Origin of the sequence: Saccharomonospora piscinae (assembly GCF_005862235.1) — a bacterium.
GTDB lineage: Bacteria > Actinomycetota > Actinomycetes > Mycobacteriales > Pseudonocardiaceae > Saccharomonospora > Saccharomonospora piscinae.
Map to the genome: position 1 here is coordinate 557,821 of NZ_VCEK01000004.1, position 15,000 is coordinate 572,820.

A 15,000-nucleotide genomic window follows, 5' to 3' on the forward strand; every position below is an offset into this window, starting at 1 on the left:
CACCCAGCCGGGGCCGGTAGCTCAGTCGGTTAGAGCAGGGGACTCATAATCCCTTGGCCGCGGGTTCGAGCCCCGCCCGGCCCACCTGTGTGACCTGGGACAACGAAGCTCAAGCTCTGCGTTCTGCTGCGGAGCTTTTTGCCGTACGCCCCAGCGCGCAGCCCGCGTGGATCTCGGCGCGCTTGAGCGACTTCTGGTCGGCGGGGGAGGGGATGTCGGTCGAGATCGACCGGGCTCGCCCGTGTCTGGGCCCCCCTTTCGCGCGCACGTGCGAGGCATCTACGCAGGCCCGGGACCAGTCGATCACGGTCGCCGCGTTCAGCTCGGCCAGCAGAACCTCGTGCAGCCGGTCGAACACCCCGGCTTGTTGCCAGTCCCGCAACCGCCGCCAACACGTCATGCCCGAGCCGAACCCCAGCTCCTGCGGCAGATTCTCCAACCCGATCCCGGTGTAGAGCACGAAAGATGTCCCTGCAACACAGCCCGGTCCGGCAACGGCTTGGGCCCTGTCCGACCGGCCGGACGCGCCGTCAACAACGGCTCGATCCGAGCCCACAACCCTTCCGCGACCAACCACGGCGCACCACACCAAGATCATCTCAGCCCGAGATCACCAATGTGTTAGGGACTCTAAAGAGCTCTACCGCCGCCAGGATAACGGCCACACCGACTCCGACCCTGCCCTCTGCGCCCATCGCCTTCCGCCGACTCGAACTCGGCTTCGATCGAAACCGCCGTAGCCCAGACCTACGAACCTGCCGGGCTACGGCGGGTGCGGCACCAGGTGAGGCCCCGGTTGCGGCAGATTACTCAGACGAGCATCCTACGGAACCGCAGGTAGCCGTGGCTCCATCACGCGAGCAACATCCTCGGCGATCGGGCAAGATTCTTCCGTACTAGACAGGCCATTAACCGTCACGTCGACACGAGACTGCGCGTCAATCTCGATCCCGACTGTGCAGTCGCCATAACGCGGATTCTCCACTCGAGCTGCCGTCCGACCATCAATATTGAGGTTCTTAATTCCCGCACCCACGTCATTCATTGAGTCAACGTTCTGGGAGTCTCGAACGTTGAGCGCAACAACGAATCCGTCAACGCCCCCTTCGTTGCTGAGCTGCCAGGAACAACTACGAGCGCTGCCTAGGTCTTTGTACTCACCATCTTCGAAAGCACCGTATTCATCGAGGTCGCCAACCGAAAGCAAGTCGCACGGCTCCAGTTCTCTACTGCGCGGAACAGAGTTTCCATCCGATGCAGGCGCACTAGATGTAACCTCAGGCGTGGACTCTGGAGGTTCGGCAACCCCCGGAGTCTCACTGCTACAACCGGAGAGTACGCCCATTGACACCAGGACTGCCAAGGCTGCACCAGATCGCGATTTCGGGTTCACCAGCTATTCAGCTCCCCACTCCTTTGAATGAACTACTTGCTTCGTCCTCTTGTGCTTGGTATTGATTAGAAGCAAACAGCAACGCGTCACGACTCTTCTCTAGAACTTCCCGAAGTTGTTGGACAGCTGACCGAGCTGACCGGTCGCCATTCGCTGCGTCCCACATGTGTTGAGCAACGCGCTTGCCATAGTCGTGGTCACCGAGCGGCGGAGCCTGATCAAAAGCTGTAAGTTCCTGCTCTATACCGTCGATGTCATTGAGGAACTCCTCCAACGTTCTGATGATCGGGTCGGCCGCTTCTTTCGTGACCCTGAAACCGCCGGACTTCGCCGACGCGACCAGCTCATTCGCCGAGCGGCTCACGTTCTTCATCGCCTCGGCGCTCATCGAGCCACCCGAACCGAACATCGCGCCGCCCACAGTCGCACCGGCGCCCTGATTCACGTCTCTGAGCTCGGTCATCACGTACCCCCACAAGCCGTCGTCGCGGAACCGTTCGACTTCGGAGGGTACCGACCCCACCACCAGTCTGGAGTGAGATGACCGAACACCGCGCCTCAGCCCGCCAGGGCACGAACCCGCAGACCACGCAGGTAGCTGACGTCCAGCACCAGCCACTCCCATAGCAAGCACCAACAGCAACCCCGCCCCGCACCCGGCACACAAGCAAGCCATAAACACCGAAACCGAAGCGCTCTACCACCGCCAGGACAACGGCCACGCCGACGCCGACCCCTGCCCTCCGCTACTCGAACTCGGTTTCACGATCGCCGAACACGCTGGCATGAACTGCCATGCCAGCAAACCGCCGTAGCACGGATATACGACCTGCCAGACTACAGCGACGCGACGACGGACTAAGCCGGGTCGTTCTCGATCTACTCCCACCGCACCGCCGCGTTCAGCACACTGTTGATAATCGAATGGATCTGCCGCACGGTCGAAGCCGCTATCGGCTTGCACCGGTGTACTGCGCTGCGACGCAGTCGTGTTAACCGTCGGCCTTGTGCTTCTCGACGAACGGCTTCCCGCCGCAGGGTGGGCGACCGCTGGGCGAACTGCGCCCGGCGACGCGGCGGGCACCACGCCTGCGCAGTGTTCGTTTGTGGCGTTCATGAGGTCAGGGGTTCGTTTCCCAGGGTGTGCCTGTGCTGCGATAGGTCATGCGGCGGGGTCAGTCAGCGGGCTGGCCGCTGAGTAATTCCCGTACCTTCTCGACTGCCGGATGCGATTCGCCGTACGCATTGAGCAGGTCGGTCAGCAGTGCCTCGAAGGTCTCGCGCGCCTCATTCAACTGCCCTGTCCGAGTTGCCAGGTGCCGATCTGCTGCCGGAGCTCGAGCGCGCGGGAATCCCGCGGTCCGCATACGCGAATCTCGTCGGCCAGTAGTTCTCGCGCCGCGTCCAGAGCGGTGCTCGTGTGGCCTAGTCGGGCGTGACAGGTGATGAACTGGTTGCGACATCGGAGCACGAGCTCGGCGTCACGCCCTTCGGGCCAAGCACCAGATGGTCGACTTCGTGGCCAAGCGGACGGACTTTGCGCGTCGTACAGATCATGATCAGGAGTTGCGCACTGATGTCGAGCGGTGCAGCTCACGTCGCTTCGGTGAGTGGCGTTCGCGAGGTGATGGTGCGGAAGAGGCGTAGTGGAGCTTGGCATTCATTAGCGAGGGTGAGTTCGTCGGCCTGGTTCTCAGAATGGAGAAGCTCGACCGCCCGGGGAAGGAGAGACGGCTGTTCGAGCATGGGCATGGGCCCGGGTTCACGGCGGCGCCATCCTCGAGTGGATACGGTGGTCATGGCGTTCCGGTAGGTGACGTCTTTCATGATCTCGAGGGTGCGGGCGCGGTATAGGAGTGCTTGGAGGCTGACGTTCCAGCGTTGTTTGAGCTGGCTAAGTGTGCGCCAGTCGGCCTTGTGGGGTAGTTCGTTGGCGATCTCGTCGGCGGGCATGAGGAGCTCGGCAGCGAAGCGGTGTGCTTGGTCTTCGACGACTCGGCTGCCGGGTTCGGCGTCGAGGTGCATAACGAGGTGGCCGATTTCGTGGGCGACATCGAAGCGCTGGCGGTAGTAGTCGTCTTTCAGTGGATTGAGAAGGATGACCGGACGTTGTGCTGTGTCGAAGGAGTAGGCGTCGACGGTGGCGTTGTCGAGGGGGCTGAAAACGACGAGGCAGCCGTAATTCTCGACAAGTCGGATGAGGTGACCGACCGGTCCGGAAGGAAGCTCCCATTCTTTGCGGAGTAGACGTGCGGCTTCTTCCGGGCCGGTGCCAGCCGAGCTGTCGCCGGCCACGGGGTGCTGTGGGAGATTGCGCTCAGGGAACTGGACATGCCGTTCGATGGCGGTTGCGATGTCGACGGCCATGCAGCCGTACGCGTGCGCTTGGTCTCGTGAAATCTGGCTGGTCGAGCGCAGAGACCGGAAGTGTGGGGTTGCGGTCGTGGCGGGCAGGTTGGAGGAGCTGGTGATGAAGAACGCGGGATTGACATCGAGTGCCAGCGCGAGTGCAGCGACTGTGGATGCCGCCGGCCGCTTCGAGCCATTTTCGTATGCAGCGACGGCGGTGGGTGTCTTCTGGATCTGGACTGCGAGGGCGTTCTTACGGAGTCCGGTCAGCTGCCGCGCCAGTGTCAGCCTGCCGCCGTCGAAGAGGGCGGCAACGTCCTCCAACCGATCGTTCATGCCTCACCAATAGCACGGGGCGCAGAGCTGTCGTTCGGCAGGCGGCGGATTGAGACCGGCGCGTCGTTCGCCTCCGTCGACGAGGGCGGAACGGGATTGTCCGGAAGTTTGGGCGTGGTACGACCGGCGGGCGGTGGGGTTTGTCTGTCGAGCAAGTCGGAGCGCCACACCCAGGCGTCGCCCCGGTCCTGGTTCCATCGGATGCGACCGAGAAAGAGTTCGAAGTCGACTGTGTTGGAATCCATCGCGTGCGCCAGGACCAAGGTGTTGCGAAGGAGTTGCTCATGATCGCCCAGCTCCTCGAGGCGAGGGAGGCCAGCGACGTCTTCAATCGTGAAAAGCCCGCCGTCATCGGTGTTGTGAGGTTGTCTAGCCACCGTTTGCTTGGTCTCGCTCTTGTCGGTCCAACGGATCTTGGTCACTTGGCCGAAAGGGTATGAGGCGAGGAGCCAACGCCACCCGTCCACCATCCAACCAGGCGAGCCGTTGAGGTCGTGGCGCACGACGGTGCCGGGCGCCAGGTCAGGCATCGTTGCGAAGTCGCTGATTCCTGCGGCCAGCACGTCCCGCCCGACTGGTCCTTCCCCGGATGGTGCTTGGTAGTCGCCGCACTGGAAGACGCGGTCCAAGCGGTCGACCAAGTAGGTGTAGGCGTTGTAGCCGATCCACCCCTGCTTTTGCCCGCCTTCCGGATTGAAGTCCTGACGAACTTGTCCGTACGCCGATCCGTGGGCCCACAGTAGGGCTTCCAGTACCCCGCGGTCGGCTAGTAGATCCAGCACTTGATCTTCTTCGGCCACAGAAGAGATCGTACTTGTTGTCAGTAAACAGTGTCAAAAAATGAACCATTACGGCGTGTCTGTTGTCTGTTTGTGAACTGTGGGTCTCGTGGCGTGGCGTCCTGGCGCGGGTGCAGTGCGCGTGTCGTGGCCTCGCAATTTCATGGCCGCGGGTTGACCCGCTCGACGTTTCAGCCCTCTCCTCGCTTGGTCTCGTCCGGGCGGCGTCGCGGCGGGTCCGTCGTGAACAGCCCGCGATGCAGCACCGTCCGCACGTGGTCCGAACGATGGGTGCTGGCTGGGTGCTGACGCGCCATTTGCGCCGCCATCGCCATCGGCAGCGCCAGAAGCACGTCCTCGGTCCCGAGTTCGGGCCACAGCACGCCGCGAGCCCGGGCCTGATCGACCAGCGGTTCGATGGCCGCCGCCGTGCGATCACCGAGTGTGCGGGTTTCCGGTGGAACGGCGTCGGCGCTGACGAACCGGGCCAGCCAGGGGGCCTCCGCCTGGACGTCGAGCAGGTAGTGGAAGAGCCGCTCGAGGCCGTCCGTGACGTCGAGGAGCTTCCTCGCACGGGATTCGATGTCGGCGACGTTCTGTTCCAGCACGGCGGCCGCGAGATCCTCACGCGCCTCGAAGTGGCGGTGCAGCGTCGTGCGGCTCACGCCGGCGGCGCGCGCTATGTCCTCGAGCGGCGCGTCCGGGCCCAGGGTCGCGAAACAGTGCCTGGCCGCGGTGATCAGGCGATCCCGGTTGCGTGCGGCGTCGCGGCGCGGGGTTGTCGGCATGGATGGAGCGTAACCATCCGGTGGGTTGAAAGAAACGTACATCAATGTACGGTTAGTGGAGTGCCCAGGCGGGTTGGTGCCCTGGGCCCCGAAACCGACCGACGAGAGGGCCTCATCCGTGACCGAGAGGACAACCGCCGCCGTGCCACCGGCTGACCTGGGGTTCGACCCCGATGCCTTGCGGGAGAAGTACCGCAGCGAGCGCGACCGGCGGATCCGTCCGGAAGGTCTGGGGCAGTACGTGCGCGCGGCGGGGGAGTTCGGGTACTACGCGAGGGATCCGTACACGCCGCGCACGGAGCGTCTGCCGCTGACCGACCGCGTCGAGGTGCTGGTCGTGGGCGGCGGCTTCGGTGGCCTGCTGACCGGGGCGCGGCTGCGTGAGGCGGGGTTCGAGTCGGTCCGCATGATGGACGAGGCCGGGGACTTCGGGGGCACGTGGTACTGGAACCGCTACCCGGGCATCCAGTGCGACGTCGAGTCGTATGTGTACCTGCCGCTGCTGGAGGAGACCGGGTACGTGCCGCGGTGGCGCTACGCCCCCGGTGAGGAGATCCGGCAGCACGCGGTGCGGATCGCCGAACAGTACGAGCTGTATCGCGACGCCGTCTTCCACACCCGCGTCACGGAGCTCACGTGGGACGAGCGCTCGGCCGAATGGCAGGTGCGCACCGACCGCGGGGATGCGATGCGCGCACGCTATGTCGTCGTCTCCTCCGGCACGCTCACCCAGCCCAAACTGCCGGGAATCCCCGGGATCGAGGATTTCCGGGGACACACGTTTCACACCAGCCGCTGGGACTACGGCTACACCGGCGGGAGTGCCGACGGCGGGATGACCGGGTTGGCGGACAAGCGGGTGGCCGTGGTGGGCACCGGCGCGACGGGACTTCAGGTGGTTCCGCACCTGGCCCGCGACGCGGCCCACCTCTACGTCATGCAGCGCACGCCGTCGTCGGTCGATGTACGCGACAACCGGCCCACGGACCCCGAGTGGGCCGCGTCGCTGCGGCCGGGCTGGCAGAAGGAGCGGATGGAGAACTTCCTCGCGATCCTCGCGGGCGAAGAGGTCGAGCGGGACCTGGTTCAGGACGGCTGGACATCGACCGCGCGGCTGCAGCGCATGATGATCACGGGTGCTGTGGACACCTCGCTGGACCCGGCGGAGCGGGAGCGGCTCGACGAGCTGGCCGACTTCGCCACGATGAACCGGATCCGAGCCCGTGTCGACGCGGTCGTGGACGACCCGGCCACGGCGGAGGCACTCAAGCCCTGGTACCGGTACATGTGCAAGCGCCCGGGCTTCAGCGACACGTACCTGCAGGCGTACAACCGTCCTAATGTGACCCTCGTGGACACGGCCGACCACGGCGGGATCACGAGGATGACCGCAAACGCCGTCGTCGTCGGCGAGGACGAGTACGAGGTCGACTGCGTCATCTTCGCCACCGGGTTCGAGGTCGGGGTCTCCGGGGTGGTCTCGGGGACGCTGCCGGTGTACGGGCGGGGCGGGCGGACGCTGCTCGAGGCGTGGGGGCGCGGGCCGCGCACCCTGCACGGCTTCTACTCCCACGGGTTCCCGAACCTGTTTCACCTCGCGTCGCTGCAGAACGCGAACTCCGTGAACTTCACGCACATCCTGTCCGAGCAGGCCGACCACATCGCCGCCGTCCTTACCCGCGCGCACAAGACCGGTGCCCACCACGTCGAGCCGACCCGTGAGGCGGAGCAGGCGTGGTGCGACACGATCGTCGAGACCGCCGTCGACAACTCCGCGTTCCTCGCGGAGTGCACACCCGGCTACTACAACGGCGAGGGCACCCGGCGCGCGACACCGAGGTCGTACAGCCCCGGCCCGGTGGCGTTCCACCGCCTGCTGGCCGAGTGGCGTGCGGGGGACATGAACGACGTCCTCGTCGGTGCGGATGCGGCAACAGCGGACCAGGCCGCGGACGAGACGAGGGCGGAGGGACGGGCATGACACGCGATTCCGGGCGACGTGCGCCGGCCGTCGGCGCCGCCGTGGTGATGCTGGTCCTGGCGGGGTGCGCGTCGGATTCCGGCGGCCCGGCGGGCCGGGCAGGGGAGCAGCGGCACCCAAAGGAACAGAAGGCACGCCAGGTGCTCCACGTCGCGGAGCCGCGGGACCAACCCGCGGGAACCCTGCTCGAGGGGCCGACCTTCGGCGACGACGGACGGCTCTATCTCGTCGACGTCACGGCGCCGCCCGGCGGCCCCAAGGTCGTGGCCGTCGACCTGGCCACCCGCGAGACGGACCCGGTGTATACCGACGACTCGGGCGCCTACACGTCGGCACAGTTCAGTCCCGTCGACGGACGGCTCTACCTCACCGACTACGCGGGCGGCCGAATCCTCAGCGTCACCCCCGACGGTGAGGACCCGGAGGTGGTCGCGGGTGGCCCTGTGGACGGGCGCCCGATGCGGCCCGACGACCTCACCTTCGACGACGCGGGCAACATGTACGTCACCGACTCGTCGTTCACCACGTATCCGGATGCCGAACCGTCGGGTCGCGTGCTTCGGTTCGACGTCGACACCGGCGAGGGCACTGTGCTGGCCGACCACCAGCCCAACCCCAACGGCATTTCGTTCGACCTCGACGGCGGGGCGCTCTGGGTGAGCCAACTCGACGCCAACCGGATCGACCGGCTCACTGTGACCGAGGACGGCACCGCCGTCACCGCAGGTCACAGCGGGATGTACGTCGACGGCGGGACCGCGCAGACCGACTCGAACGCCGTCGACGCGGCCGGCAACGTCTACCAGGGCATGCACGGCGAGGCGAAGGTCCTCGTGTACGCACCCGACGGCACCCACAAGGCCACGATCACGGTGCCCGAGAAGGACGGAGACCTCAAGTCCGCGACGAACCTGGCGATCCGACCGGGAACGACCGACGGATACGTGACCGTGAGCGGCCCCGCTGGCGGATACGTCTACCGCTTCGATGCGCTCGCCGAGGGGGTACGGCAATCGAACGGCGGCTGACACTACCCAGCCGAGACCGACGGCACGGACCAGGCGTTCCGCGCTCACCGTTCGTGAGCCGCACCCCGGTGGCGTTGGCTCAGTCTCGCGTCGTGATGCGCGATCCTCGGTAGCGGTTGAGCGCGGCGTGCACCTCGTGGCGGCGGGGGAGCGCGAGGTGGCCGGGGTGGCCGCTGTGCGGGGAGAGCGCGTCCAGGCCGTCCCGCTCGATGCGCCGGTAGACCTCGTCCACCGCCTCGTGCAGGGATCGGCGTCCGTCGAGCAGGTCGGCGAGCCGGTCGAGAACGTGCGCGACGGCGGTGGTCTGCGCCGGGTCGACCAGCTGGGCGACGGCGCTGAGGTCGATGGTGTCCGTTCCGTACTGGATGGCGCCACGCCCGCGCGCCTTGGCGGGCTTGGTCTTGTTCTTCGGGCGCAGCGATGTCGCGGCAGGCACGCGGCGTGCTTCGGCGGCGAACACCCGCGTCGTGTCTTCCGTCGCTCGCTCGGCCGGAGTCTCGCGAGGCCCGTCGGTGATCGCGTGTGCCGCATCGGTGACATCGCGCGGAACGTAGGCGTCAAGTGCGATGACGTGGTCGGCCACGGCGAAGAACGCACTGGAGCCGCCCGCGACCAGCATCGTGGACACGCCCAGCTCCTCGTAGAGCGGACGGATGCGGTCGACGAACGGAGTGATCGGCTCCCGGTCGGCCGGAACGAGCTTGCGCATCAGCTCGTCGCGGATCATGAAATTGGTCGCCGACGTGTCCTCGTCGATCAAAAGCAGCGATGTCCCGGCTTCGAGCGCCTCGACGAGGTTGGCCGCCTGCGAGGTCGAACCGCTGGCGTTGGTGGTGGTGAAGCGCGTCGTGTCGGTGCCCGAGGGCAGGCCCGTGATGAACGGGGAAATGTTCACGCCCGTCACGGCCCGGCCGTCCTCGGCTCGGACGGTCACGGCGTCGTGCCGGGTGATGACCCATTCGCGCCCGTCCCCGGGAACGTGCGGGTAGACGCCGCGTTCGAGCGCGCGCAGCAGCGTGGATTTGCCGTGATACCCGCCGCCGACCACGACGGTGACGCCTTCGGGCACCCCCATGCCAGTGACGGTGCGCCCGCTGGGCAGGTCGAACGACACGCGCAGCGACTCCGGGCCCGCGAACGGCGTCGCACCGGCGGACATCGGCAGGTCCGAGTCACCCGAGCGGCGCGGCAGGATCGCTCCGTCGGCCACGAAAGCCACCAGGCCCCGCTCACCGAGCCGGGCTCGCAGGTGTTCCTGGTCGAGGTGCAGCTCGACGTGGGCGCGCAGGGCCTCGGCGTCGAGGTTGTCGTAGCGCAGCGACGACTCGACGATCCGGGGAACCGTGCGGGTGAGGATGTCCGCCGCGACCCGTCCGAGGGCCCGCCGTCCCTTCGCGGGCAGGGCTACCTCGAAACGCGCCTCGACACGGTCCTCGGTGATGAGCACGCTGGTGCGGGGCAGAACCTCCTGACCAGGCGTGCCGAAGGACACCGTACGGTCGCCGTCGGTGGCCTTCCGGGCGGCCTCGTGGCAGCGCCGGGTGAGGAAGTCGCTGACGGCGACCCGCTTGCTCGCGGTGTCGATCAGGTCGGCGGGCAGGCCGGTGGCGTCGAGGTCGAGGATCGCCCGAGCCTTCGACGGCGGCGCGTACGGGTCGACCTGGACGTGGTCGACGGCCAACCGGAACAGGCCGAGGTCGTAGGTGCCGTGCAGTTGCTTGTAGGAGGCGTACCCGCGCCCGTCGATCGACGCGAGCGTGCGCTCCAGTGTCTCCCGTGTCCGCATACCGTGGTCAGTTCCTGGAGCCGAGGCCGTCGATGATCGGGAACGGCCGGACTCCGGCGCTGGTGCCGGGCGAGAACCTCGGGGACAGAACAAGCGCAACCATGTTCACCCAGTCTGCCACACCGGTCGATTCACGAGCTCGCTGCGCAGCCTCCCGCGGGCCCGCTGCTCCCGACCGACCACCGGTGGGAACACGTCGTGCGCCGGCGGTCATCGACGTCGGCTGCGTTGGGCGTGGGCGCGCGCCTTCATCCTGTTGCCACAGGTGGCCATGGAGCACCACTTCGCTGTGCCCGGGCGGCTGTGGTCGATGAGGAACAGGTTGCACTCGGTGTTGGCGCACGCACGAAGGCGCCCCGGCAGTGTCTCCATGACTCGGGACCACGCCAGCACGGTCCGTGCGGCGAGTCGTTCGTCGGCCGGGGCGTCGAGCTGCCACTGGATGCCGTCGCTGGTGACCTCGGGAAGAAGCGTGGTCCTGCCGAGGGTCGCGGCAAGGCGCTCGGCGGCGTCGCTCTCCTCGCGGATCATCCCGTGCAGGGCAGCGCGAGTCCGTTGTAGATGGTGCAGCTCGGTTGTCGTGCCGGTGCCCCCGAAACGGTCGCGAAGCTCGTGACCCGCTGAGCCGTCGAGCTGCTCGGTGGGTGTGCCGTCGATGACGGGGGCGCTGTTGAGCACGGCCATCAACAGTTCTTCGTCTTCGATCACTGTCGCCTCCGGGTGGTCGGCTGTCGCCGGGCTCGGTTGCCTGCCCGGTTATCCCATGCTAGCTTGCGACTAACCAGTAAAACAGATTTAAGAGGTTTGCTGTGGCTGTCACCCACCATCGCACCGTGTCCGTCGACGGGCTGGACGTGTTCTACCGTGAAGCCGGGCCGCGGGATGCTCCCGTGATCCTGTTGCTGCACGGCTACCCGACCAGCTCCCACATGTTCCGGCATCTCATCCCCGCGCTCGCCGACCGGTACCACGTCATCGCCTCCGATCACATCGGTTTCGGGCGCTCGTCGGCTCCCTCCGTCGACGACTTCACCTACACCTTCGCCTCTCTCACCGAGGTCACCGCAGCGTTTCTCAGAGCTGTCGGGGTCACGAGGTACACCGTGTACGTCCAGGACTACGGAGCTCCGATCGCGTGGCGTCTCGCCCTGGCCGACCCGGAATCCGTCGAGGGCGTGATCTCCCAGAACGGCAATGCCTACGAAGAGGGGTTCGTCCCGGAGTTCTGGGAGCCCGTCTGGGCCTACGGTGCCGATCCGTCGGAGGCCAACGAGAGGGCACTGCGGCCCGCACTCGAACGGGAGGCGATCGAGTGGCAGTACACCCACGGAGTGCCCGACGTGACGACCGTCGACCCCGACGCCTGGGAGCACGACCTCGCGTTACTGGCTCGCCCGGGCGTCGACCGCGCGCAGCTGGCCCTGTTCGCCGACTACACCGGCAACCGCGCCCTGTATCCCCGGGTCCAGGACTGGCTGCGCACTTCGCGGGTGCCCGTGCTGGCGGTGTGGGGACGAAACGACGAGATCTTCGGGCCCGCCGGTGCCACAGCGTTCCGCCGCGACTCACCTGACGCACGCGTCGAACTCCTGGACGGCGGTCATTTCCTCCTGGAATCCCACCTGGATGAGGTCGTGCGGATCATCCGGGACTGGCGTGCCGCCATCGATGCCTAAAGCCCCTAACGCATTGGCGTTCGATCAGGGAGCGGCGGCCAGGCGAATGCGTCGCAAGGCGGAGGGGCGTCCGCGTACTGGAAGTACGTGGGCGCCTCCTCCAGCGCGGCGAGGCGTCGTCTGGGTGCCGCGAGCCGAACAGACCAATGTGTTAGGGGCTCTAAATCGCCGACGGTCCCGTGGTAGCATCGGAGGCGAAGTAATGCTGTTTGTTTTGTGGTGAAGGTAGGTTTTTGTGGTAACGGGTAAAGTGTTGCGTTTCGACGAGTTCAAGGGTTACGGGTTCGTCTCGCCGAGTACCGGCGGTGACGATGTCTTCATCCACGTGAACGACCTCGAATTCGACAAGAGGTTGCTCAGGCCGGGCGCGTTCGTGGAGTTCGAGGTCGAGGACGGGGACCGGGGTCCCAAGGCCTCGTGTGTGCGGCTTACCTCCGGTGGTGAGGCAACGCCGTCGAGCTCCGCGGCTCCGGTTTCCTCCAGTGGTCAGTCCGAGCGGCCCGACGACGGGCTCGTCGACGTGCTGTCCACCAAGGAGTTTCTCGCTGAGGTCACAGAGGCGCTGCTGGAAGCCGCGCCCACGGCGACCGGCGAGGAGATTCGCAACATCCGGGAGCGGCTGCTCCGTATCGGTCACTCTCGTGGCTGGGTCGACGCATAACGTTTTCGGTTCAATGCTCGCGTGGTGGTATGGGATTGCCCTTGCCGGCGACCCCATACCACCACGGCAGGAAATTCGATCGATCAGCTCGTGACGAGCGTTTCTGATTCCGTTGCCGAGTCGGACCCCGCGCGTGAGCGGAGACCGTACGCGAAATCGTGCAGGCAATCGCGAACGACCGGGTCGGTCAGTGGCACAGTGGTGACGTCGACCGGATTTCCCGCGTCATCCAGTCGAATTCCGGCGGTGCGAGTGGGCTGCCCGATGTCGGCGGCGATCCGGGGAATCGGGAATCCCGCGGTGGTCGTCGCGAAAACGGTCCGCGGGGTCCTGCGGGAGGCCGCCGCGCGCAGCACCTCGATCTTGAGATCGATGTCCTCGGGTACGGCCTCGATCACCAGGTCCGCCGGCCGGGCTGTGTGCGGAGCGACCGTGCAGTCGAACCGCGCGAGTCGTGCGGTGGTGAACGAGGCCGGCATCAGGTTACGTTCGTCGGGACGTCGGGCCCGGCGTGCGATGTCGACCCGTGCTCTGGTCAGCCTGGCCGGATCGGCCTCGATGCCGACCACGTGGTAACCGTGGTCGATCAGTGTCAGTGTCATGGTGGCACCGGCCCGGCCCAGGCCGATGATCCACACAGTGCCGAACGGCCGAGACATGGCCAACGCCTTCCATTACCAACCGCTGTCTCCTCCTGTCTCCATCGCGGCCCTGGATCTCAGAGCGGGATGTTGTTGTGGCTCCCTCGGCGAGCGGGTGCTGCGGAGAGCGCTTCGGCCACTCTGCGGCGCGTCCGGTCGGGGCGCACCACCTCATCGACCACACCGAGGCGGCGTGCGCGGTCGACGCCGCCTGCCTCGCGTTGTTGCTTGTCCACCAGTTCGGCTCGAAGCCGCTCGCGATCCTGCTCCGATGCGGCCGCGAGTTGCTTCCGGTAGAGGATTCCGACGGCCGCCTCCGCGCCCATGACCGCCACCTCGCCGTCCGGCCACGCGAAGACGTTCGTGGCGCCCAGCGAGCGGGAGTTCATCGCGATGTACGCGCCGCCGTAGGACTTCCTGGTAATGACCGTCACGCGCGGCACGGTCGCCTCCGCGAAGGCGTGCAGCAGCTTGGCACCCCTGCGCACGACACCGCCCCACTCCTGCTCCACGCCGGGCAGGTAGCCGGGCACGTCCACCACGACGACGAGCGGAATGCCGAAGGCGTCGCACATCCGGACGAAGCGCGACGCCTTCTCGGCGGACGGCGAGTCGAGACAGCCGCCCTTGCGCAGGGGATTGTTCGCCAGCACGCCGACGGTGTGGCCTGCGAGCCTGCCGAGACCGACCACCATGTTCGCCGCCCACTTGGGCTGGATCTCCTCGAACTCCCCGTCGTCGACGAAGTCGCGGACCAGCGGGCGCACGTCGTACGCCCTGCGGGGCGAGGCGGGCAGGCGAGCGCTCAGGTCGGGACCGTCCGGCAGCGTGTCCGGCTCGAACACGCCGGGCGCGGCGAGCAGGCTCGCGAACGCGCGGGCTCTGGCGTAGGCGTCGTCCTCATCCCCGGCGATGACGTGCGCGACCCCGGAGCGGGTCCCGTGGGCCTCGGAACCGCCGAGGCCCTCCATGTCGATCTGTTCACCGGTGACGCTGCGGACGACCTCCGGTCCCGTGATGAACAGGCGGCCGGGTGCCGCCATGATGACGAGGTCGGTGAGCGCGGGGCCGTAGGCGGCCGCGCCCGCTGCGGGGCCGAGAATGACCGAGATCTGGGGCACGGTGCCCGAGGCGGCGACGATGGCGGCGAACATCCGGCCGACCCCGTCCATCGACTCGACGCCGTCGGCGAGCTTCGCGCCACCGGAGTGCCACAGGCCGAGCACCGGGCAGCGCATCGCGACCGCGAGCTCGATCGCCTCGATGATCCGGTCGGCCTCCGCGGCACCGAGTGACCCGCCGCGCTTCGTCGCGTCGGTGCAGTAGGCGACGACGGGCACCCCGTTCGCGGACCCGGTCGCCACCCGGACCGAGCCGCCGTTGTCCTCGCCGTACGGCGTGAGTGTTCCCGGATCGAACAGCCGGCCGAGCCGGTTCATGGGCTCACGGAAGTCCGTGTCGTCCTGCACAGGCTGCAGTGTCATCGGTTCCCCAAGAACGTCGTGGTCGGCTGAGCGAAGCACCGGTCAGCAGGCCGCGCGGACTCAACTGGAGAAGAACTTCCCGAACAAGCCCGGATCAG

14 protein-coding genes and 1 tRNA gene are annotated in these 15,000 nt (G+C 66.9%); 5 read left to right on the forward strand and 10 right to left on the reverse strand.

All coding sequences use genetic code 11. The features are described from left to right. Positions 1-10: 10 nt before the first annotated feature. A tRNA-Ile gene (locus tag FFT09_RS18990) sits at positions 11-84 on the forward strand. 25 nt (positions 85-109) lie between these two features. Here FFT09_RS18990 and FFT09_RS23530 read toward each other — a convergent pair. The 6 genes from FFT09_RS23530 to FFT09_RS19025 form a co-directional block, all read right to left on the reverse strand. After that, positions 110-598, reverse strand: coding sequence for a transposase (locus FFT09_RS23530; RefSeq protein WP_425273066.1), 489 nt, complete (start codon positions 596-598; stop codon positions 110-112). Between the two features lie 225 nt (positions 599-823). Continuing rightward, the gene (locus tag FFT09_RS23535) at positions 824-1,345 is read right to left on the reverse strand and encodes a DUF3558 domain-containing protein (protein WP_425273069.1); all 522 of its coding nucleotides are present in this window, start codon (positions 1,343-1,345) and stop codon (positions 824-826) included. A 55-nt stretch (positions 1,346-1,400) separates the two neighbouring features. Then, entirely contained in the window at positions 1,401-1,856 is a 456-nt protein-coding gene (locus FFT09_RS19010) for a hypothetical protein (protein ID WP_081195477.1), read from the reverse strand. 1,130 nt (positions 1,857-2,986) lie between these two features. Continuing rightward, positions 2,987-4,078 carry a helix-turn-helix domain-containing protein gene (locus FFT09_RS19015; protein WP_138383511.1) on the reverse strand — a complete coding sequence of 364 codons (1,092 nt, stop codon included), beginning with the start codon at positions 4,076-4,078 and terminating at the stop codon, positions 2,987-2,989. After that, a complete protein-coding gene (locus FFT09_RS19020; protein ID WP_138383512.1) occupies positions 4,075-4,878 on the reverse strand; it encodes a hypothetical protein in 804 nt (267 codons plus the stop codon). The genes FFT09_RS19015 and FFT09_RS19020 overlap by 4 nt, the downstream gene beginning before the upstream one ends. Positions 4,879-5,048: 170 nt before the next feature. After that, positions 5,049-5,645: a TetR/AcrR family transcriptional regulator gene (locus FFT09_RS19025; RefSeq protein WP_167305398.1), complete on the reverse strand. Its 597-nt coding sequence runs from the start codon at positions 5,643-5,645 to the stop codon at positions 5,049-5,051. 118 nt (positions 5,646-5,763) lie between these two features. On the opposite strand from FFT09_RS19025, the gene FFT09_RS19030 reads away from it, so the two are divergent. Both FFT09_RS19030 and FFT09_RS19035 read left to right on the forward strand, forming a co-directional pair. Then, entirely contained in the window at positions 5,764-7,626 is a 1,863-nt protein-coding gene (locus tag FFT09_RS19030; protein ID WP_138383514.1) for a flavin-containing monooxygenase, read from the forward strand. Further along, on the forward strand, positions 7,623-8,654 hold the full coding sequence (locus tag FFT09_RS19035) for an SMP-30/gluconolactonase/LRE family protein (RefSeq protein ID WP_138383515.1): 1,032 nt from the start codon (positions 7,623-7,625) through the stop codon (positions 8,652-8,654). Before FFT09_RS19030 ends, FFT09_RS19035 begins: the two co-directional genes overlap by 4 nt. Positions 8,655-8,733: 79 nt before the next feature. Here FFT09_RS19035 and FFT09_RS19040 read toward each other — a convergent pair whose 3' ends face one another. Together FFT09_RS19040 and FFT09_RS19045 are read right to left on the reverse strand one after the other, a co-directional pair. Further along, positions 8,734-10,440 carry an ABC-ATPase domain-containing protein gene (locus FFT09_RS19040; protein ID WP_138383516.1) on the reverse strand — a complete coding sequence of 569 codons (1,707 nt, stop codon included), beginning with the start codon at positions 10,438-10,440 and terminating at the stop codon, positions 8,734-8,736. Positions 10,441-10,650: 210 nt separating this feature from the next. Next, entirely contained in the window at positions 10,651-11,148 is a 498-nt protein-coding gene (locus FFT09_RS19045; protein ID WP_138383517.1) for a CGNR zinc finger domain-containing protein, read from the reverse strand. Positions 11,149-11,273: 125 nt separating this feature from the next. On the opposite strand from FFT09_RS19045, the gene FFT09_RS19050 reads away from it, so the two are divergent. Then, positions 11,274-12,116, forward strand: a complete 843-nt coding sequence (locus tag FFT09_RS19050) for an alpha/beta fold hydrolase (protein WP_425273067.1) — start codon at positions 11,274-11,276, stop codon at positions 12,114-12,116. A 235-nt stretch (positions 12,117-12,351) separates the two neighbouring features. Beyond that, positions 12,352-12,777 carry a cold-shock protein gene (locus tag FFT09_RS19055; RefSeq protein ID WP_081195281.1) on the forward strand — a complete coding sequence of 142 codons (426 nt, stop codon included), beginning with the start codon at positions 12,352-12,354 and terminating at the stop codon, positions 12,775-12,777. 83 nt (positions 12,778-12,860) lie between these two features. On the opposite strand, the gene FFT09_RS19060 is transcribed toward FFT09_RS19055, so the two are convergent. After that, positions 12,861-13,436: a 3-hydroxyacyl-CoA dehydrogenase NAD-binding domain-containing protein gene (locus FFT09_RS19060; protein WP_081195283.1), complete on the reverse strand. Its 576-nt coding sequence runs from the start codon at positions 13,434-13,436 to the stop codon at positions 12,861-12,863. 59 nt (positions 13,437-13,495) lie between these two features. Then, positions 13,496-14,902, reverse strand: a complete 1,407-nt coding sequence (locus tag FFT09_RS19065) for an acyl-CoA carboxylase subunit beta (protein WP_081195284.1) — start codon at positions 14,900-14,902, stop codon at positions 13,496-13,498. Positions 14,903-15,000 lie beyond the last annotated feature (98 nt).

Excerpts from the sequence above, each read along its gene's own strand:
- FFT09_RS23530 (WP_425273066.1), bottom strand. The coding sequence starts at position 598 with ATGATCTTGGTGTGGTGCGCCGTGGTTGGTCGCGGAAGGGTTGTGGGC.
- FFT09_RS23535 (WP_425273069.1), bottom strand. The coding sequence starts at position 1,345 with ATGGGCGTACTCTCCGGTTGTAGCAGTGAGACTCCGGGGGTTGCCGAA.
- FFT09_RS19040 (WP_138383516.1), bottom strand. The coding sequence starts at position 10,440 with ATGCGGACACGGGAGACACTGGAGCGCACGCTCGCGTCGATCGACGGG.
- FFT09_RS19010 (WP_081195477.1), bottom strand. The coding sequence starts at position 1,856 with ATGACCGAGCTCAGAGACGTGAATCAGGGCGCCGGTGCGACTGTGGGC.
- FFT09_RS19065 (WP_081195284.1), bottom strand. The coding sequence starts at position 14,902 with ATGACACTGCAGCCTGTGCAGGACGACACGGACTTCCGTGAGCCCATG.
- FFT09_RS19060 (WP_081195283.1), bottom strand. The coding sequence starts at position 13,436 with ATGTCTCGGCCGTTCGGCACTGTGTGGATCATCGGCCTGGGCCGGGCC.
- FFT09_RS19015 (WP_138383511.1), bottom strand. The coding sequence starts at position 4,078 with ATGAACGATCGGTTGGAGGACGTTGCCGCCCTCTTCGACGGCGGCAGG.
- FFT09_RS19025 (WP_167305398.1), bottom strand. The coding sequence starts at position 5,645 with ATGCCGACAACCCCGCGCCGCGACGCCGCACGCAACCGGGATCGCCTG.
- FFT09_RS19035 (WP_138383515.1), top strand. The coding sequence starts at position 7,623 with ATGACACGCGATTCCGGGCGACGTGCGCCGGCCGTCGGCGCCGCCGTG.